We start from the raw sequence: 19188 nt of genomic DNA, 5'->3' as shown, positions 1-19188 counted from the left end.
CGTCAGCCGCGCTGCCAGCGGATCTCGCCGCCGACGACCGTGGTCAGCACCCGGGTGCGCAGCACCGCCTCCGGTGACTCCCGCAGGGGATCGGTGTCGACCGCGATGAAGTCGGCGAGCATGCCGGGCGCGAGGACACCCTTGCGCTTCTCCTCGCCGGCGGCCCGGGCCGCGCCGAGGGTGTGCGCGGCGAGCGCCTCGGCCATGCTGAGCCGCTGCTCGGGTTGCCAGCCGCCGGCCGGCGTCCCGTCCGGGCGGGTGCGGGTCACCGCCGCGTACAGCGCCGGGAACGGGTTGGGGTGTTCCACCGGGGCGTCGGAGCCGAAGGCCAGCGGCACGCCGGCGTCCAGCATCCCCCGCCAGGCGTACGAGGCCAGGTCGTGCCCGGCGAGCAGGGTGTCCACCAGGTCGATGTCGCTGGTGCAGTGCACCGGCTGCATCGACGCGACGACGCCCAGCCGGGCCATCCGGGCCAGGTCGCCGGCCCGCAGGTGCTGGGCGTGTTCGATCCGGTGCCGCAGCCCCGGCGTCCGGCCGATCGCCTGGTAGGCGTCGAGCACCAGGTGGTTGGCCTGGTCGCCGATGGCGTGCGTGGCGACCGCGATGCCGGCCGCCGCGGCCCGGGCGAAGAGCGTGACCAGCTCCTGGTACGGCGTGACGGCGATGCCCAGGTTGCCGTGCTCGCCGGCGAACGGTTCGCTCATGTGGCAGGTGTGCGAGCCCAACGCGCCGTCGCTGAAGATCTTCACCGGTCCGGTGCGGAACCAGTCGTCACCCTGCCCGGTACGGCGGCCCTCGGCGATCGCCGCGTCCAGGTGGCTCATCGGGATCGCCTTGTGCACGCGCAGCTTCAGCTCGCCGGCGGCGCGCAGCTCCAGATAGGCCGCCCGGCAGTCCTCGCCGTCGATGTCGTGCACGCTGGTCAGGCCGAGCGCCAGCAGCTCCTCCTGCCCGGCGCGGAGCTGGTCGCGCAGGTCGGGGGAGACCATCAGGTCGCGCAGCGGCTGGCAGGCCGACTCGCGCAGGATCCCGGTCGGTTCGCCGCGGTCGTCCCGGACGATCTCCCCGCCCACCGGGTCGGGGGTGCCGGCGTCGATCCCGACCAGCCGCAGGGCGGCCGAGTTGGCCCACACGGTGTGGCCGTCCACGCTGGGCAGCGCGACCGGCAGCTCGGGGCAGACGGTGTCCAGCGCGTAGCGGTCCGGCTGGGCGGGCGGATCCCAGGTGTTGCTGTCCCACCGGCCGCCGAACAGCCATGCGCCGGGGCGCAGCCGCGCGGCGTGCGCGGCCACCCGAGCCAGCGCCTCGTCCAGCGAGCGCACGTCGCGCAGGTCCACCGCGTCCAGGCTCTGGGCGTACTGGGCGGTGTGGATGTGGGCGTCGTAGAGGCCGGGGAGCACCGCGGCGCCCGCCAGGTCGATCAGCTCCGCGCCCGCTCCGGCGGCCGCGCGTACCTCCGCCTCGGTGCCGACGGCCAGCAGCCGCTCGCCCTGCACGGCCATGGCCTGGGCCAACGGGTTGGCGGGGTCGCCGGTGCGGATCGCGGCGTTGCGGTACACGCGGATGCTCATGGCACCTTCCAGGTCGGGTGACGGGTGGCCATCACTGTAGGAGGGGGAGCGGGCGGCCGGAAGATCGTGCAGGCTGCGCCACGGGCGCGGCGGAACCTATCCTCTGTGGATGCGAGACCGGCGGGTGGTGCTGCTCTGGGCCGCGTTCGCGGTCACCGCGCTGGTGTCCACGTGGCTCGTGCTGCGCCGCGAGGACCGCCTCTCCGACCTGCACATCTACTACGGCGCGCTGGCCGACCTGCGCGCCGGTCGCCCGCTCTACGGGTACGTCGCGCACAACGGCGGCCCGTTCACCTACCCGCCGTTCGCGGCGCTGGTGCTCTGGCCGGTCACCGCGGTGCCGGAGGGGGTGGCGCAGGTGCTCTGGCTGCTGGCCACGTACGCCGCGGTGGTCGCCGTCGCCGTGCCGGTCGGCGCCGCGCTGACCACCGGCCGGTCCCGGCGGGCGGTGGTGGTCGCGGCGGTGGCGCTCGGGCTGCTGCTCTCCGCGCCGGTGCAGAGCAACCTGCGCTTCGGGCAGGTGAGCATCTTCATCGTGCTGGCGGCGCTGCTCGACGGCATGGGGGTGGTGCCGGCCCGGCTGCGCGGGATCCTGGTCGGGGTGGCCGCCGCGATCAAGCTGACCCCGCTGCTGTTCGTGGTCTACTTCCTGGCCACCGGCCGGTGGCGCGACGCCGCCCGCGCGCTGGCCGCCTTCGTCGCCTGCGCCGCGATCGCCGCCGTGGTGCTGCCGGCGGAGAGCTGGACCTACTGGGCCGGCACCATGCTGGAGACGTCCCGGATCGGCAACCTGGCCTCGCTGGGCAACCAGTCAGTGCACGGGATGCTGCTGCGCGTCGGCGTCGAGGAGACCGCCCTGCCGCTGGTGTGGGCCGCCCTGGTGGCCGCGATCTGCGCGGTGGCGCTGCTGCGCGCCCGGCACCTGGCCGCGCACGACCGGCCGGGGCACGCGGCGGTACTCGTCGGCTGCGCCACCGTGGCCGCCTCCCCGGTCTCCTGGACGCACCACCAGATCTGGCCGGTGCTCGCCGCCATGCTGCTGATCGGGCTCGCCGGCGTCGCCCGCAAGGTGGCCGGCGTGGCGCTGCTGGTGGCCATGGTGGTGTCGCTCGGCGCCGTGCTCAGCCCGGTGTCGACCCGGCCGGGCGTGCAGTTCCTCTTCGAGAACGCGCGCACGCTCGGCGTGTGCCTGCTCTGCCTGGCCGGGTTCGGCGGGGTGGCGGTCGCCGCCACCCGCACCGCCCGCACGGCGGCGCCGCGCCGGGCCTGGCTGCGGGTCGGCGTCGCGGCCACCGCCACGCTGGCGTTCTTCGCCGTGCAGCCGCTGCCCGCCGGGGCCGATCCCACCTTCAAGGCGTACGACCTCGACGACGTGGTCAACCCGCGCTACTTCTTCGTCTGCCGGGGGCCGGCCGAGTGTGCCGCCTTCGGCACCGGCGCGCCGGTCACCTTCGGCACCCGGGTGGAGAAGACGAAGGTACGGGTCAACGGGGTGGTCGCCCCGCAGGTGGCCCGGCTGGCCTACTACTCGGCGCCCGGTGGCACGCCCCGGGAGATCCCGCTGCTGGCCGCGTATCCGGGGACCCGGACGTTCTCCTTCCGGTCGGCCACCATGGCGCACGGGCGACTGGTCGCGTACGCCGCCGACGGCCAGCCGATCGCCAGCTACGACGAGGAACTCGCCGCCGCCTTCCGCGCCGACCAGCCGTAGCTCGTCACGCCCGCTGGCGGGGCACTGTCGACCGGGTGCGGTGCACCCCGTCGCGCAGTTCGGCGTCGGTCATGACGAGGTGGACCAGCGGGCAGTCCTGCGGCCCGGTCACGTCCAGCTGGCACAGCGTGCACGGCTCGCCGGGGCGGAGCGGGCACCGGGCGTCCGGCCGGCTCGGGCGGCTGTTCACGGATACCAGCGTCGCCCCGCCGGCGACCGCCCGGCAGGGCCGTTGGTCCCCGGACCCTGGCCGTGCCGGTCACACCGGGCCGGGCCCGGGTCGGCGGTGCGAGATCCGAGCCAGCTGGCCGGCCCAGCCGGCTCGCACCCCGGCGACCGTCGTCCGCCACCGGCCCGCGCCGCCGCGCCCGGTAGGCCAGCGACCGCCCGGGAACCGCTCCGCTCTGTCAATGTAGCGTTGACAGGTGACCTCGGAGCTGTCCCGGTTGACCGACCTGCGTGCCGTCCGCACCCGGCTGGACGAGGAGGAGCTGGAGCTGATCGACCGGGCGCGCCACGCCGGCGCGACCTGGGCGCAGGTCGCCGCCGCGCTGGGGCTGGCCAGCCGGCAGGCCGCCGAGCAGCGCCGGCAACGCCTGGCCGCGGCCCGGTCGTCGCGGCGGCGCGGCCTCGACCTGCGCTACCCGCCGGCCATCGCGGCGATCCGGAACGCGGTGTCGGACCTGCGGCGCTGGATCGACACGGACCGGCGCTGGGACAGCCGGTTCCGCCGGGCGGAGTTGGTCCGCCGCACCGCCGAGGCCGCCCTCGACGCCCCGCCCGGCGCGCTCTACGCACTCGCCCTGCTGATCGCCGCCGACCTCGCGGAGGCGGGGCCCGACCGGCTGCCCGCGCCCGTCCGAGCCGTCGCGGCCGCCCTGGACGGCGCGCTGTCAACACCGCATTGACGGCCGCCGCCGATGTTGTCTGTCGCCGACGCAAGTCTGAGGATGTGAGTCGTATCGGCTCAACTCTGGAGGGCTCATGCGCCGCAATGCTGGCCTGTTCGTGGCGATCTCGCTGCTGTCCGGCTTCGGCAGCAGCGCCATGTCCCTGGTGGCCGGCATCTGGATCCTCGACCTCACCGGGTCCACCGGCCTCGCCGCCCTGGCCGGGCTGTGCGTGTACGCCCCGGTCCTGGCCGGCCCGTGGCTGGGGGCCCTGCTCGACCGGGCACCGCGGCGACCGCTGGTCGTCGCGGTCAACCTGGCGTTGGCCGGCGTCCTGCTGAGCCTCCTGGCCGTCCGGGGGCCCGGGCAGACCTGGCTGCTGTTCGCCGTCTCGTGCGCCTACGGCCTCAGCTACGTGCTCATCGACGCGGGCGAGACGGCGCTGCTGCCGGCCGCCCTGTCACCCGCCGAACTCGGCGACGTCAACGGGTGGCGCTCCAGCGCCCAGGAGGGCATGAAGCTGGTCGCCCCGGCGGCCGGCGCCGGCCTGTACGGGTGGCACGGCGGCCACGCCGTCGCCGTGCTCAGCGCGGCCATGCCGGTGCTGGTCGCCGCCCTGTACCTGGCGGTGCGACTGGTCCACACCCCACCCGGTCCGCCGGCCCACGAGCGGGGCGGCCTCCGGGCCGGGCTCTCCGTCCTGGCCGGGCAGCGGGCGACCCGCGTCCCGGTGGCGCTCGCCGCGGTGTCGATCGCCATGTCCGGCTTCTCCACCGCGGCGGTCTACGCGATGGTCGTCACCGAACTCGCCCTGCCGGCGACGTTCCTCGGCGTGCTGGTCAGCGCGCAGGGTGCCGGATCGCTGGCCGGCGGCCTGATCGTCGGGCGGCTCATCGCCCGGCGTGGCCCGGTCGCCGTGGCCGTCGCCGGCGCCGTGCTCTTCGCGGCCGGCTGCCTGGCGCGGTGCCTGCCCTGGTGGCCGGGCACGGTGGTCGGTTCGGTGGTCGCCGGTGTCGGCCTGCCCTGGGCGCTGGTCGCGGCGGTGACCGCCGTGCAGACGCACACGCCGGCGGCGATGCTCGGCCGGGTGGCCGGGACGGCGACCACCGCGATGTTCGGGCCGATCGCCGTGGCGATCCCGCTCGGCTCGGCCGCCGTCCACCTGGGCGGCCAACCGCCGCTCGTCGCGGCCGCGGTGATCTGTCTGCTGTCGGTGCTGCTCGCCCACCGGGGTCGTGGCACTGGTCGGCCGTCCGGCGAGCCGGGTGGGACCGTGCCCGACGAGCCGGCCGTCCGCCCGGTCGCGAGCTGAGCCGGCCGGCGTCGCGCCGTTGGCGGCCGGTGGACGCGGGCCGAGGCGGGCGGTGGTGCCAGAAGATCGCTCAGTCCGAAAGTTTCGAGCGCCGACCGGCGTCGCTCCCGGGTGGCCGGCGGGCGCGTCAGGACTGGGCTTCATCGATCAAAGGGCTGTTCGCCGGCGGGCCGGAACCGTTACGGTGGGCGGAATTCCGACGCCTCCCGGCGATGATTTCCGGAAAGATGCCGGGAGTAGACCCTGAAGGAGTCGCACATGTCGACCGAGACCGCAGCGCTGGCCACCGCCCGGTCGATCCGCAACCCCGTCCTCACCGGATTCCACCCGGACCCGTCGATCCTGCGCGTGGGCGACGACTACTACCTGGCCACCTCGACGTTCGAGTGGTACCCGGGGGTGCGCGTGCACCACTCGCGGGACCTGGTGCACTGGCGTGCGCTGGGCGGGATCATCACCGAGCGCCGCCTGCTGGACCTGCGCGGCTGCGGCGACTCCAACGGGATCTGGGCCCCCGACCTGTCCTATCACGACGGGCTGTTCCACCTGGTCTACAGCGACGTGGCCAGCTTCGCCAGCGGCTACTGGGACGCCCAGAACTTCCTCACCACCGCGCCCGACATCACCGGCCCCTGGTCGGACCCGGTCGCGCTGCACGCGCACGGCTTCGACGCCTCGCTCTTCCACGACGAGGACGGCTCCAGTTGGCTGCTGTCCATGAGCGCCGACTGGCGTCCGGGCCGCGACCGGTTCGGTGGCATCGAGATCCAGCGCTACGACCGCGCCCGGCGGCGCCTGGTCGGCGAAGCGAAGATCATCTTCACCGGCACGGAGGCCGGCCTGACCGAGGCGCCGCACGTCTACCGCCACGACGGCTGGTACTGGCTGGTCACCGCCGAGGGCGGCACCAGCTGGGAGCACCAGGTCACCGTCGCCCGCTCCCGGAACCTGCACGGCCCCTACGAGGTCCACCCGGCCGGGCCGCTGCTCACCTCCGTCGGCCGGCCGGACCTCGCGCTGCAGAAGGCCGGGCACGGCAGTCTGGTGCGGACCCAGCAGGGCGACTGGTACCTCGCCCACCTCGTCGGGCGCCCCTACACCCCGCTGGGCAACTGCGTCCTCGGGCGGGAGACCGCCATCCAGAAGATCGACTGGCCCCGCGGCGGCTGGCCCAGCATCCCGGGCGGGGTGCCCGCCACCGAGATCCCCGCCCCGGACCTGCCCGCCCACCCGTGGCCGGTCGAGCCCGCGACCGACCACTTCGACGCCCCGGCGCTGGCCACCTGGTGGTCCACGCTGCGCCGCCCGGCGAGCGCCGACTGGGTCGACCTGCGGGCCCGCCCCTCGCACCTGCGCCTGCACGGTGGCCAGTCCCCGGTCGGCAAGCAGACGCCGAGCCTGGTCGGCCGGCGGGTCGGTGCGGCCCGCTGCTCGCTGGAGACGGTCGTCGAGTTCGGCCCGGTCGACCACCGGCAGCTGGCCGGGATCACCGGCTACTACAACACCCTGAACTGGTACTACCTCTACCTGACCCGGGCCGACGACGGCCGGGTGGTGCTGGAACTGCTCAGCTCGGACAACGGCCGGCGGACCGCCTACCCGCAGCTCACCGTCGACGTCGGCGCCGCCGGCCGGATCGGCCTGCGCGTCGAGTTCGACGGGCCGGTGCTGCGGTTCGGCTACGACCTGGGCGACGGCTGGCGGCAGCTCCCCGTCGAGGGGGACGCCACCGTCCTGTCGGACGAGCACGCCGCGCGGATCGTCGACGACGAACCGGCCGCGTGGGGCTTCACCGGCGCGTTCCTCGGGCTGTGGGTGCAGGACCTCGGCGGCGACGGGGCGTACGCCGACTTCGACCACGCCACGTACCGCGAGCACTGAGCCGTCGGGTCCCCGACGCGGGCCGGGCCACCCGACGCGGCCCGGCCCGCGTCGCCCACTTTCCGGAAATCTTCCGTGTTGACACGGCGACACATCGACTCCTAACGTTTCCGACCAAGTTCCGGTCAGAGTCCCGAAACTTCCGGCGTCGCGGGCCGAAACAATCGCCGCGCCGGCCACCACGCATCCGTCGACAGCCACCTCCGGCACCAGCGTGAACCCCCGTGCCCCGCGCGTCCGCGCCGGTCGCCGGTCAGCCCGAAAGGAACGCAGATGAAGCTGAGACGGTGGATAGCCACCGGCGCGGTCGCCGTCGCGACCGTCGCGGCGCTCAACGCCCTGCCCGCCACGGCGAGCCGCCCGTACGACCCGACCGAGCAGAGCCTGCGGACGCTCGGCCAACGGCACGGCCTCCACATCGGCACCGCTGTCGACCTGGCCGTCCTCAACGACCCCGCCGACCCGCAGTACCGGCGGCTCGCCGCGTCCGAGTTCTCCTCGGTGACGGCCGAGAACGCCATGAAGTGGGAGAGCCTGGAGCCCACCCGGGGCACCTACAACTGGGGGCCGGCCGACGAACTGGTGAACTTCGCCCGCCAGAACAACCAGAGCGTCCGCGGTCACGTGCTGGTCTGGCACAACCAGCTGCCCGGCTGGCTGACCAGCGGCGTCGCCGACGGCTCCATCAGCAAGGAGGAGCTGCGCGCCCTGCTGAAGAAGCACATCACCACGGTGGTCAGCCGCTACAAGGGCAAGATCTGGCAGTGGGACGTGGTCAACGAGGCGGTCAGCGACCCGTGGGACAACCCGCCGACCCTGCACTACAAGGGGTTCTGGGCCCAGCACCTCGGGCCCGGCTACATCGCCGACGCCTTCCGCTGGGCGCGCGCCGCCGACCCGAAGGCGCTGCTGTTCTACAACGACTACAACATCGAGGCGTTCGGCTCCGGTGACCCGGCCAACGACAAGACCCAGTTCGTCTACGAGATGGCCCGGCGACTGCGGGCCGAGGGCGTGCCCATCGACGGCATCGGCAGCCAGGGCCACCTCGGCACCCAGTACGGCAACTACGACACCCTCCAGGTGGCGGCGGCGCTGAAGAAGTTCTCCGGGCTCGGCCTGGCCACCGCGTTCACCGAGGTCGACGTGCGCAGCCAGCTGACCGAGGGCGTGCAGGCCGGCGACTCCGACGAGATCAACCCGCGGCTGCAGGCGTCCGCCGCCAACTTCAGCGTGCTGTTGCGGGCCTGCCTGGCCGACCGGCACTGCCTGTCGTTCACCGTCTGGGGCTTCACCGACAAGCACTCCTGGGTGCCCGGCTGGTTCAGCGACCCGCCGGAGGGGATGGCCACCATCTACGACGAGAACTACCAGCCCAAGCGGGCCTATCACGAGTTGAAGGCCGACCTGATCTACGCCGGCCCGCCGTACGTCCTGCCGCGCGTACCGCACAAGCCGCGCCGGTGAGCCGATCCCGGAGGTGGGGTCGCACCGGCCTGCGTACGTCAGCAGGCCGTGCGGCCCCGCCGCGCGGCTACGCCACCAGCTCAGCCACCGGCCGGCGCGGCGTCGGAGGGCGCGGAGAGGCGCCGCTACGCGGCCGGGTCGACGGGGCGGCAGGAGGCGCGGACGACGAGTTCGGTGGGCAGCCGGATGTGGATGTCCCGCTCGACGCCGGCGATCAGGTCGACGAGCAGGCGCAGCGCCTCGGCGCCCATCCGCTGCAGCGGTTGCATGATGGTGGTCAGCGGCGGGTCGACCAGCGCCGACTCCGGGACGTTGTCGAAGCCGATGACGGACAGGTCGTCGGGGACCGTGAGGCCCATGCGCCGGGCGACGTCCATGGTGGAGATGGCGGAGAGGTCGTTGCCGGCGAAGATCGCGGTCGGCCGGTCGGGGAGGGCGAGCAGCTCCGCGGCCGTGCCGGCGGCGCTCTCGGTCCGGAAGCCACCGACGCGTACGAGCCGCTCGTCCACCGGCACGCCGGCGTCGGCCATGGCCTTGCGGAAGCCCGCCTCGCGCAGGCGGGCCGACTCGAGATCGGGGCGCCCGCTGATGTGCCCGATCCGGCGGTGGCCGAGCGACAGCAGATACTCGGTGGCGAGCACGGCACCGGCGAAGTTGTCGGAGTCGACGGTCGGCAGGCCGGACGGACCGGTGTGCGGGTCGACGGCCACGACGTGGAAGCCCTGCTTGGTCTCGACCACGGTGGGCGTGACGATCACGGCCCCGTCGATCAGGGTGCCGGAGAGGCGGGCCAGCGACCGGCGCTCCCAGCCGATGGCCGCGCCGTCGCCGTCGCCGCCGGAGTAGGCCAGCAACTGGTAGCCGGTGCCGGCCACCTCCCTCGACGCTCCCTTGAGCAGCTCGGTCGAGAACGGCTCGAACTCGGCGACCAGGATGCCCAGCACGTTCGTGCGGTGGCTGCGCAGGCTCTGGGCCCCCAGGCTCGCCTCGTAGCCGAGCTGCCGGATCACCTGCTGGACGCGCTCCACTGTCGCTTCTGCCACGCCGTACCGGCCGTTCACGACCTTGGACACGGTCGCCACCGAGACGCCGGCCGTACGGGCCACGTCCGACATCTTGACACGCTGCGGAAACGCCACGCCGACGATGATAGAGGGCCCCCAGGGACCCGTCACCGGAGATTCGAAAACGTTATCGATAACGATTGACACTGGGTTACACGGCTGTAAAACTCGGCCACCAAGCCGAGTATCGCGACTGACCAGTCGAGGAGACACCGATGGCGATGAAGCGCCGTGCGGGCGCCGTCCTAGCGCTGTTCCTGACCAGCGCACTCCTTGTCACCGCCTGCGGCGGTGGTGAGGACGAGGCGCCCGCCGAAAGCGAGCTCTACAAGAACCCGGTGACCCTGACCTGGTGGCACAACGCCTCCCAGGACGGGCCCGGCAAGACCTACTGGGAGAAGGTCGCCAAGGACTTCTCCGCACTCCACCCCACCGTCACGATCCAGATCGAGGCGATCGAGACCAACCAGCTCCAGCGCACCCGGCTCCCCGCCGCGCTGCTCACCAGTGACCCGCCGGACATCTTCCAGGCGTGGGGCGGCGGTGAGATGCGCGAGCAGGTGGAGGCCGACTACCTGAAGGACATCACCGACCAGGTCAAGACCGAGGTTGCCAACATCGGCAGCGCGGCCGAGATCTGGCAGGTGGACGGTAAGCAGTACGGCCTGCCGTTCCGGATGGGCATCGAGGGCATCTGGTACAACAAGGACATGTTCGCCAAGGCGGGCATCACCGCCCCGCCGACCACGTTCGAGGAGCTCAACGAGGCGGTCACCAAGCTCAAGGCGATCAACGTCGTTCCGATCGCCCTGGGTGCCGGCGACAAGTGGCCCGCCGCGCACTGGTGGTACAACTTCGCGCTGCGCGCCTGCTCGGTCGACACGCTGAAGAAGGCGTCGGTCGACCTCAACTTCGACGACCCGTGCTTCGTCAAGGCCGGCCAGGACCTGAAGACCTTCATCGACACCAAGCCGTTCCAGGCCAACTTCATCGCCACGCCGGGGCAGAACGACCCGACCAGCGCGAACGGCCTGCTCGCCAACGGCAAGGCCGCGATGGAGCTGATGGGCGACTGGAACCGGGGCACCCTGGAGACCGCCGCCGAGGACCCGGAGGCGCTCAAGAAGTTCCTCGGCTGGTTCCCGGTACCGGCGATCTCCGGTTCCGCGGGTGACCCGAAGGCGGCGCTCGGCGGCGGCGACGGGTTCTCCTGCGCCAAGAACGCCCCGGCCGAGTGCGTCGAGTTCCTCAAGTACATCGTCAGCCCCGAGGTGCAGAAGGGCTACGCCGAGACCGGCACCGGCCTGCCCGTCGCCAAGGGCGCGGAGGCCGGCATCACGGACCCGGCGCTGAAGTCCATCCTGGAGGCCACCTCCGGGGCGACCTACGTGCAGCTCTGGCTGGACACCGCCTTCGGCAGCACCGTCGGCAACGCGATGAACGACGCGATCGTCGCCATCTTCGCCGGCAACGGCAGTCCCGAGCAGGTCGTCTCGGCGATGAAGGCGGCCGCGAAGAAGTGACCTCCACCAACCCGACCCTGAACCCCGTCGGCGGCGCGGACGCGCCGCCGGCGGGCCCCCGGGCCGCCCGGCGTTCGTCCTCCCGGGCGGCCGAGGCCCGGCGCAAGTGGTACGAGATCATCGGGCTCACCACGCCCGCGATCGTCGTGTACGTGATGTTCGTGCTCGTGCCGATGGGCTTCGCGGTCTACTACAGCCTCTTCCGCTGGCGCGGGGTCGGGCCGCCCACCGAGTTCGTCGGTCTCGACAACTACGTGCTCGCCTTCCAGGACCCGATCTTCCTCGACGCGCTGCGCAACAACGCCATCATCGTGGTCGGCTCCCTCGTCATCCAGGGCCCCATCGCCCTGGGCGTGGCCCTGCTGCTCAACCGTCGCTTCCGCGGGCGCACCGGGTTCCGGCTGCTGGTGTTCGTGCCCTACGTGCTCGCCGAGGTCACCGTCGGCATCATGTGGAAGCTGCTGCTGACCGGTGGCGGTACGGTCGACGCGCTGCTGCGGTCGCTGGGGCTGGGCGGCCTGGTGCAGGCGTGGCTCGCCGACCTCGACGTCGTCATCTGGACGCTGCTGTTCGTCCTCACCTGGAAGTACGTCGGCTTCGCCATCATCCTGCTGCTGGCCGGCCTGTCGAACGTGCCGCCGGAGTTGACCGAGGCCGCCGCGATCGACGGCGCGACCTGGTGGCAGACCCAGCGCCACGTCACGCTCCCGCTGCTGGGCCCGACCATCCGGATCTGGATGTTCCTGTCGATGATCGGCTCGCTCCAGGTCTTCGACGTGATCTGGGTGACCTCGGTGCCCGCGGTGCGGTCCCTCGGCGCGTCGGCCACCATGGCGACGTACATGGTGGACAACGGCTTCTTCGCCCGGCTGTGGGGCTACGGCAACGCGGTGGCCGTGATCCTGTTCGTCATCTCGTTCGTCGCGGCACTGCTGTTCCAGCGCTTCCTCCTGCGCCGGGACATCGAGGGCGCCATCACCGGAAGGGCGAACTGACAGTGGCCGTCCATCCCGTTCCGTCCCCGTCCGGCCGCCCGATCGCGTGGAGCACCCCGCTCACCTACGTGCTGGCGCTCGCGGTGGCGGCCGTGTCGATCGCCCCGGTGGTCTACGTGATCGTCGGCGGCTTCCGCACCACCCCGCAGATCATCGCGGACCCGGCCGGCCTGCCCGACCCGTGGGTCTGGGACAACTACGCCCGGGTGCTGACCCAGAGCGACTTCTGGCAGCAGGCGTTCAACAGCGCGGTGATCGCCCTGGGCACGACGCTCGGCGTCGTGGTGCTCGGCGTCTGCGCCGCGTTCGTGCTCGCCCGGTACACCTTCCGCGGGCGTGAGGGGCTCTACACCTTCTTCACCCTCGGACTGCTCTTCCCGGCCGGCGCGGCGATCCTGCCGCTCTACCTGATGCTGCGCGACCTGAACCTGATCAACTCCTACTACGCGGTGATCCTCCCGCAGGTCGCCTTCCAACTCCCGCTCACGATCGTGATCCTGCGGCCGTTCCTCTCCGCGGTACCCCGCGAACTGGAGGACGCCGCCGCGATCGACGGCGCCGGCCGGCTCGGTTTCCTCTGGCGCATCCTGCTGCCGCTGTCCCGGCCCGCGCTGGTCACCGTCGGCGTCCTCGCGTTCGTGGCGAGCTGGAACGCGTTCCTCCTGCCGCTGCTCGTCCTCGGTGACGCCGAGCTGCACACCCTGCCGCTGGGCGTGCAGAACTTCTCGAGCCAGTACACCTCGGACACCGCGGGAATCCTCGCCTTCACCTCGCTGGCGATGCTGCCGGCACTTCTTTTCTTCACGTTCGCCGAAAAGCAAATCGTCGGTGGCCTGCAGGGTGCGGTCAAGGGATGAGCAACAGCGGCACGAGCACAAAAGGGGAAAGCACGGTATGACTGAGGTCCGCGATGCGGTGGGCACGTCGGTTCCGGTTCAGGCAGATCCGGACCACGACCGCCGGGACGGGCGGGACGGGCAGGACGGCGAGGCGCGCGTCCGTGAACTGCTCGGCCGGATGACGATCGAGGAGAAGGTCGCGCAACTCGTCGGCTTCTGGGAGAAGGGAGACGGCGAGGCCGTCGCACCGCTGCAGGGCGAGTTCGGCGACAGCACCAAGCTCGAGGACTTCTCCCGGCACGGGCTCGGCCACCTCACCCGGCCCTACGGCACCCGCCCGGTCGACGTCGCCGCACGCGCGGCCTGGCTGTGGAAGTTCCAGTCGGACCTGGTGACGGGGACCCGGCTCGGTATCCCGGCGATCGTCCACGAGGAGTGCCTCACCGGCCTCTCGGCGTGGAAGGCGGCCACCTTCCCCACCCCGCTGGCGTGGGGAGCCGCCTTCGACCCCGAACTCGTCACCGAGATGGCCGCGGCGATCGGGGCGTCGATGCGGGAACTGGGCATCCACCAGGGCCTCGCCCCGGTGCTCGACGTGATCCGTGACCCGCGCTGGGGCCGGGTCGACGAGTGCATCGCCGAGGACCCGTACCTGGTCGGCACGCTGGGCACGTCGTACGTGCGTGGCCTGCAGTCGCGGGGGGTGCACGCCACCCTGAAGCACTTCGTCGGCTACTCCGCCTCCCGCGCCGGGCGCAACTTCGGCCCGGTGCACGCCGGCCCGCGCGAGATCGCCGACGTGCTGCTCCTGCCGTTCGAGATGGCGATCCTCGACGGCGACGCGCGCTCCGTGATGCACTCCTACGCCGAGATCGACGGCGTGCCCGTCGCCGCCGACCCGACGCTGCTCACCGGGGTGCTGCGGGACCGGTGGGGCTTCGACGGCACGGTGGTGGCCGACTACTTCGGGGTGGCGTTCCTGAACCTGCTGCACCGCATCGCGGGCGACCACGCGGAGGCGGCCGTGCAGGCGCTGACCGCCGGCGTCGACGTCGAGCTGCCGACCGGCGACGCCTACCTCACCCTGGCGGAGACGGTGCGGGCCGGCAGGCTCGACGAGGCGCTCGTCGACCGGGCGGTGCTGCGGGTCCTGCGGCAGAAGCAGGAACTCGGGCTGCTCGACGCCACCTTCACCGACGAACCGACCCGGGCGGTCGACCTCGACTCGCCCGAACACCGGGCGATCGCCCGCCGCCTCGCGGAGGAGTCGATCGTCCTGGTCGCCAACCGGGACCTCCTCCCGCTGCCCGCGGGCCGGCGGGTGGCGGTCATCGGCCCGAACGCGGACCGGCCGGGCGCGCTCTTCGGCTGCTACTCCTTCCTCAACCACGTGCTCGTCCAGCATCCCGACGTGGAGACCGGCATCGAGGTCCCGACGGTCCTCGACGCGATGCGCACCGAGTTCGGCGCGGACCTGGTGAGCTGGGCGCCCGGCTGCGACGTGGACAGCGCCGACCGCTCCGGTTTCGACCAGGCCGTCGCCACGGCGGCCGCCGCGGAGGTCGCCGTCCTGGTCGTCGGCGACCACGCCGGCCTCTTCGGGCGCGGCACGGTCGGCGAGGGCTGCGACCGGGACGACCTGGAACTGCCGGGCGTGCAGCGCGACCTGGTCGAGGCGGTGCTGGCCACCGGCACACCGGTCGTCCTCGTGCTGCTCACCGGCCGGCCGTACGCGGTCGACTGGGCGCTGGAGCGCTGCGCGGCGGTGATCCAGGCGTTCTTCCCCGGCGAGGAGGGCGCCGGGGCGATCACCGGCGTGCTCTCCGGGCGGGTCAACCCGTCGGGCCGGCTGCCGGTCAGCCTGCCCAGGTCGGCCGGGGCGCAGCCGTACTCCTACCTGCACCCCACGCTCGGCGAGGGCAGCGAGGTGACCAACCTGCCGACCACGCCCGCGGCGCCGTTTGGCCACGGCCTGTCCTACACCACTTTCGAGTACAGCGGCCTGACCGTGCCCGCCACGGTGCCGACGGACGGGTCGTTGCCGGTGACCGTCACCGTGACGAACACCGGCGCGGTCGCCGGCGACGAGGTGGTGCAGCTCTACGGCCGGGACGTGGTCGCCTCGGTGACCCGGCCGGTGGCGCAACTGCTCGGCTACCGGCGGGTCCGGCTGGAGCCGGGCCGGTCGGTCACCGTCCAGTTCACGGTGCCCACGACGCGGCTGGCCTTCTCCGACCGCACGCTCACCCGGGTGGTGGAGCCCGGCGACGTCGAACTCTGGGTCGGTACGAGCGCGCGGCGGGACGCGCAGGCGTCGACCACGTTGGTCGGTGACACCGTGCCCGTCACCAACACCTCCGCGCGGTGGACCACGTCCGAGATCGGCTGAGGTACGTCCGCCGGCCGTCCGTGCGCGGACGGCCGGCGGACGTCGTCCGGCTCGGGGTTGGGAGCCGTTGCCGCCGCTGCTCGCGGCCGCGGCGCGGATCGAGGACGGCCTCCGGAGCGGCTCCGACCGCTGGGCGCCGGCCGCCGTTCGGGCGACGGGCATACCGAACCGGTGGCCGGCAGACTCGCTACGTGCGGGTTTGGTGCGAAGCCCGACGGGAAGGCGAGCCGGCGCGACGGCAACTCCAGCCGCTCCGTCTGTCCGGTCCGGCCGCTTCCAGGAAGCCCTTCTTTCATGATCCGGACCAGCCCGGCGACGAACCGAAGAGTGGACGATGACCGGAGGTGGTCCAACGTGCAACATCACGAGTTCGTCGGTCAGGTCCAGGCCAGGGCACAACTGGCCGACGTCGGTGCGGCGACGTCCGCCATCCGCGCCACCTTGCAGACCCTTGGCGAGCGGATCCCCGAGGGACTGGCCGGGAACGTGGCCGCTGACCTTCCCCGCGAGATCGGCGAATACCTGCGGATGACCGCGGCGTCACCCAGCAGGGGTGTTCGGTTCGACAAGGAGGAGTTCCTCGCTCGGGTGTCCGATCGAGCCGGCATGAGCCGGACGCAGGCGTCGGATGCCGCCCGCGTCGTCCTCGAGGTCGTCGGCGAGGCGACGCAGGGCCGGGTGATGGAGCACCTTCAGGCGGCGCTCCCGGCGGATCTCCGGCAGATGGTTCGCGCCGGCTGAACCGGCCGATCCGGCGACCATCCGTCGCCGGGCACCGGGCGTGAGAAGCGCCGGCCGGACGAACGACCCGCCGCCGCTCCCAGGACCGTGACCGGCGGGCGGTCGCCGAACCCGGCCCGGTGTGGGACCACACCAGCGCCCGCCGGAACCCCACTGGACGACGGGGATCGGGCGCCGCTTTCGCCCTCCCTGTCGGCATCGTGCTCCACCGTCGCGTTCCGTCGGCGTCGCCTCGACGTTTACCGCTGCTGTTTTTGGGTCAGTCGTCAGCCCGTGGGCGAAATAAGGGTGGTCCGAGACGGCGAGGTGATCCGGTCGTGAGCCTGTTGCGCAGGAAATCGGTCGAGCAGTCGATCCGCGACACGGAACAGCCCGAGCACCAGCTCCGCAAGGTGCTGTCCGGCCTGGACCTCACCGTGTTCGGCATCGGGGTCATCATCGGCACGGGCATCTTCGTGCTGACCGGGGTGGCCGCGAACCAGACCGCCGGGCCCGCGGTCGCGGTGTCCTTCGTCGTGGCCGGCATCGCCTGCGCCCTGGCCGCGCTCTGCTACGCCGAGTTCGCGTCGACGGTGCCGGTCGCCGGCAGCGCCTACACCTACTCGTACGCCGCGCTCGGCGAGCTGGTCGCGTGGATCATCGGTTGGGACCTCATCCTGGAGTTCATCCTGGCCGGCGCCACGGTGGCGGTCGGGTGGTCGCAGTACCTGGCGGTGCTGCTGGAGACGCTCGGGGTGTCGCTGCCGGCCGCCGTCACCGGCGGTGAGGGCAGCGCGTTCAACCTGCCCGCCGCGCTCATCGTGCTGATCCTCACCGCGGTCCTGGTCGCCGGCATCAAGGTCTCGTCACGGGTGAACGCCGTGGTCGTCGCCATCAAGGTGGCGGTGGTGCTCCTCGTGATCATCGCCGGCCTGTTCTTCCTCCAGCGGGACAACTACACCCCGTTCGTCCCGCCGGCCGAGCCCGCGGCGGGTGGTTCCGGCGCCGAGGCGACCCTGATGGAGGCTCTCTTCGGGCAGGCGCCGGCCAACTTCGGGATCAGCGGCATCTTCGCCGCCGCGGCGCTGGTGTTCTTCGCGTTCATCGGCTTCGACATCGTGGCCACCGCGGCCGAGGAGACCCGGGTGCCGCAGCGCGACGTGCCCCGCGGGATCCTCGGCTCGCTGGCGGTCTGCACCGCGCTCTACGTCGCCGTCTCGCTGGTCGTGGTGGGCATGCAGAACTACGCCGACCTGGACACGGAGGCACCGCTGGCCGCCGCGTTCCAGGCCGTCGACCAGCCGCTCTTCGCCAACCTGATCACCGTCGGCGCCCTCGCCGGGTTGACCACGGTGGTGATGATCCTGATGCTCGGGCAGAGCCGGGTCGCCTTCGCCATGAGCCGTGACGGGCTGCTGCCGCGCTGGTTGAGCCGGGTGCACCCGCGGTACGGCACCCCGCACCGGATCACCATCATCATCGGCCTGCTGGTGGCTGCGCTCGCCGGCTTCATCCCGCTGGAGGAACTCGCCGAGCTGGTCAACATCGGCACCCTGTTCGCGTTCGTCCTGGTCGCCGCCGCGGTCATCCTGCTGCGCCGCCGCCGGCCCGACCTGCCGCGCGGCTTCCGCGTCCCCTGGGGACCGGTGATCCCGGCGCTCGCGATCGTCGCCTGCGTGGTGCTGATGCTGTTCCTCACCGTCGAGACCTGGCTGCGGTTCCTCGCCTGGATGGCGCTGGGCTTCGTCGTCTACTTCCTCTACGGCCGCCGGCACAGCCGGCTCGCCACGGGTGGGGGAGAAGGCCCCGGGATGCCCGGCCCGGAGCGGGACCTCGACACCGGGTTCGGCTCCGCGTCGCCCCCGCCGCGCACGGACAGCTGACGCGCGTCGGCCCGGCTCGGCCGCCCGCGCGCCCGCACGGGCGGCCGACGCCGGCGGCGCGCGGGTCGCCCACGATCGCCGCTCCGGATCAGCGGTCGATCGGGATACGCTGGCCACCTACCTGACCGGGCGGGCCGCGATCCGGGCGCAGGACACAACCTAGGTACGGTGATCACATCGTGTTCTCGTCGCGTCGCCGAGTCCTGACCGCCGTGGCGGTCGCCGCCGTCACCGCGGTCGCGGCGCTGGTCGCCGTCCTCCAGCTCACCGGTGACCGGCCGGACGAACCGGCCGCCACCCGGGTGGTCCAGCCCGGCGCGCCGGGTCAGGCGGGCCGGGCGCTCTCCCCGGCCGAGCAGGCGCAGCTGGCCTCGCCGCCGGCGCATACCGCCGCCGACACCCGGTTCATGCAACGGATGATCGCGCACCACGCGCAGGCGCTGGAGATGACCGCGCTCGTCCCGGACCGGGCGGAGAGCCGGGAGGTGTCGCTGCTCGCCCAGCGGATCGAGACGTCGCAGCGCGACGAGATCGGGCAGATGCAGCGGTGGCTCACCGAACGCGGCGAGCAGGTCCCGGGACCGCACGCACACCACGCCGGGCACGACGCGGTGATGCCGGGCATGCTCACCCCGGACCAGCTCAGCCGGTTGGGGCGGGCCCGCGGCGCGGAGTTCGACCGGCTCTTCCTCGACCTCATGATCCGTCATCACAACGGCGCGTTGACCATGGTGGAGCAGCTCTACGCGGCGGGGGGTGGGCTGGAGCCGGCCAGTGACCGGTTCGCCCGCGAGGTCAACGCCGACCAGGCCATCGAGATCAAGAGCATGCGGGAGCTGCTGGCAAAGCTCTCGGGCTGAGCGCTAGCGAGCGCCGGGGGGGGGGGGGGGGGGGGGGGGGGGGGGGGGGGCCCGCCCCCGGGCGGACGGGAAGGGGAGAGGCG

15 protein-coding genes are annotated in these 19188 nt (G+C 72.7%); 12 read left to right on the top strand and 3 right to left on the bottom strand.

Annotated features, from left to right (window positions below):
- Positions 1–2: 2 nt before the first annotated feature.
- Positions 3–1571, bottom strand: a complete 1569-nt coding sequence (locus SM577_RS27055) for an amidohydrolase (RefSeq protein WP_302919791.1) — start codon at positions 1569–1571, stop codon at positions 3–5.
- Positions 1572–1680: 109 nt separating this feature from the next.
- On the opposite strand from SM577_RS27055, the gene SM577_RS27050 reads away from it, so the two are divergent.
- Positions 1681–3282 (top strand): glycosyltransferase 87 family protein, encoded by a 1602-nt coding sequence (locus SM577_RS27050; RefSeq protein ID WP_302919790.1) that lies wholly within the window; start codon positions 1681–1683, stop codon positions 3280–3282.
- A gap of 4 nt (positions 3283–3286) precedes the next feature.
- Here the strand turns inward: SM577_RS27050 and SM577_RS27045 are convergent, their stop codons facing one another.
- Positions 3287–3472: a DUF6767 domain-containing protein gene (locus SM577_RS27045; RefSeq protein ID WP_474588289.1), complete on the bottom strand. Its 186-nt coding sequence runs from the start codon at positions 3470–3472 to the stop codon at positions 3287–3289.
- 235 nt (positions 3473–3707) lie between these two features.
- On the opposite strand from SM577_RS27045, the gene SM577_RS27040 reads away from it, so the two are divergent.
- The 4 genes from SM577_RS27040 (at position 3708) to SM577_RS27025 (ending at position 8832) form a co-directional block, all read left to right on the top strand.
- The gene (locus SM577_RS27040) at positions 3708–4190 is read left to right on the top strand and encodes a hypothetical protein (RefSeq protein ID WP_474588288.1); all 483 of its coding nucleotides are present in this window, start codon (positions 3708–3710) and stop codon (positions 4188–4190) included.
- A gap of 76 nt (positions 4191–4266) precedes the next feature.
- Positions 4267–5484 carry an MFS transporter gene (locus tag SM577_RS27035; RefSeq protein WP_474580962.1) on the top strand — a complete coding sequence of 406 codons (1218 nt, stop codon included), beginning with the start codon at positions 4267–4269 and terminating at the stop codon, positions 5482–5484.
- A 258-nt stretch (positions 5485–5742) separates the two neighbouring features.
- Positions 5743–7365 carry a glycoside hydrolase family 43 protein gene (locus SM577_RS27030; protein WP_474588287.1) on the top strand — a complete coding sequence of 541 codons (1623 nt, stop codon included), beginning with the start codon at positions 5743–5745 and terminating at the stop codon, positions 7363–7365.
- A 273-nt stretch (positions 7366–7638) separates the two neighbouring features.
- Complete coding sequence (locus tag SM577_RS27025; RefSeq protein WP_302919785.1) at positions 7639–8832, top strand: endo-1,4-beta-xylanase; 1194 nt, start codon at positions 7639–7641, stop codon at positions 8830–8832.
- A 125-nt stretch (positions 8833–8957) separates the two neighbouring features.
- Here the strand turns inward: SM577_RS27025 and SM577_RS27020 are convergent, their stop codons facing one another.
- Positions 8958–9971, bottom strand: coding sequence for a LacI family DNA-binding transcriptional regulator (locus SM577_RS27020; RefSeq protein WP_302919784.1), 1014 nt, complete (start codon positions 9969–9971; stop codon positions 8958–8960).
- Positions 9972–10111: 140 nt separating this feature from the next.
- Between SM577_RS27020 and SM577_RS27015 the strand changes: the two genes are divergently transcribed.
- From SM577_RS27015 to SM577_RS26985, 7 genes are all read left to right on the top strand, one after another.
- Positions 10112–11419: an ABC transporter substrate-binding protein gene (locus SM577_RS27015; protein WP_302919783.1), complete on the top strand. Its 1308-nt coding sequence runs from the start codon at positions 10112–10114 to the stop codon at positions 11417–11419.
- Positions 11416–12414: a carbohydrate ABC transporter permease gene (locus SM577_RS27010; RefSeq protein ID WP_302919782.1), complete on the top strand. Its 999-nt coding sequence runs from the start codon at positions 11416–11418 to the stop codon at positions 12412–12414. The genes SM577_RS27015 and SM577_RS27010 overlap by 4 nt, the downstream gene beginning before the upstream one ends.
- Positions 12411–13271 carry a carbohydrate ABC transporter permease gene (locus SM577_RS27005; protein ID WP_474588318.1) on the top strand — a complete coding sequence of 287 codons (861 nt, stop codon included), beginning with the start codon at positions 12411–12413 and terminating at the stop codon, positions 13269–13271. Before SM577_RS27010 ends, SM577_RS27005 begins: the two co-directional genes overlap by 4 nt.
- Positions 13272–13308: 37 nt before the next feature.
- Positions 13309–15642 carry a beta-xylosidase/alpha-l-arabinosidase gene (locus tag SM577_RS27000; RefSeq protein WP_302919781.1) on the top strand — a complete coding sequence of 778 codons (2334 nt, stop codon included), beginning with the start codon at positions 13309–13311 and terminating at the stop codon, positions 15640–15642.
- A gap of 354 nt (positions 15643–15996) precedes the next feature.
- A complete protein-coding gene (locus tag SM577_RS26995) occupies positions 15997–16383 on the top strand; it encodes a DUF2267 domain-containing protein (protein ID WP_474588286.1) in 387 nt (128 codons plus the stop codon).
- A 317-nt stretch (positions 16384–16700) separates the two neighbouring features.
- Positions 16701–18245 carry an amino acid permease gene (locus tag SM577_RS26990; protein ID WP_474588285.1) on the top strand — a complete coding sequence of 515 codons (1545 nt, stop codon included), beginning with the start codon at positions 16701–16703 and terminating at the stop codon, positions 18243–18245.
- Positions 18246–18424: 179 nt separating this feature from the next.
- Entirely contained in the window at positions 18425–19105 is a 681-nt protein-coding gene (locus SM577_RS26985; protein ID WP_302919778.1) for a DUF305 domain-containing protein, read from the top strand.
- Positions 19106–19188: the final 83 nt, after the last annotated feature.

The organism is Micromonospora desertarenae, assembly GCF_056150265.1.
The sequence above is the reverse complement of the archived record's forward strand: the minus strand, read 5'-3'. Positions and strand labels throughout refer to the sequence as shown.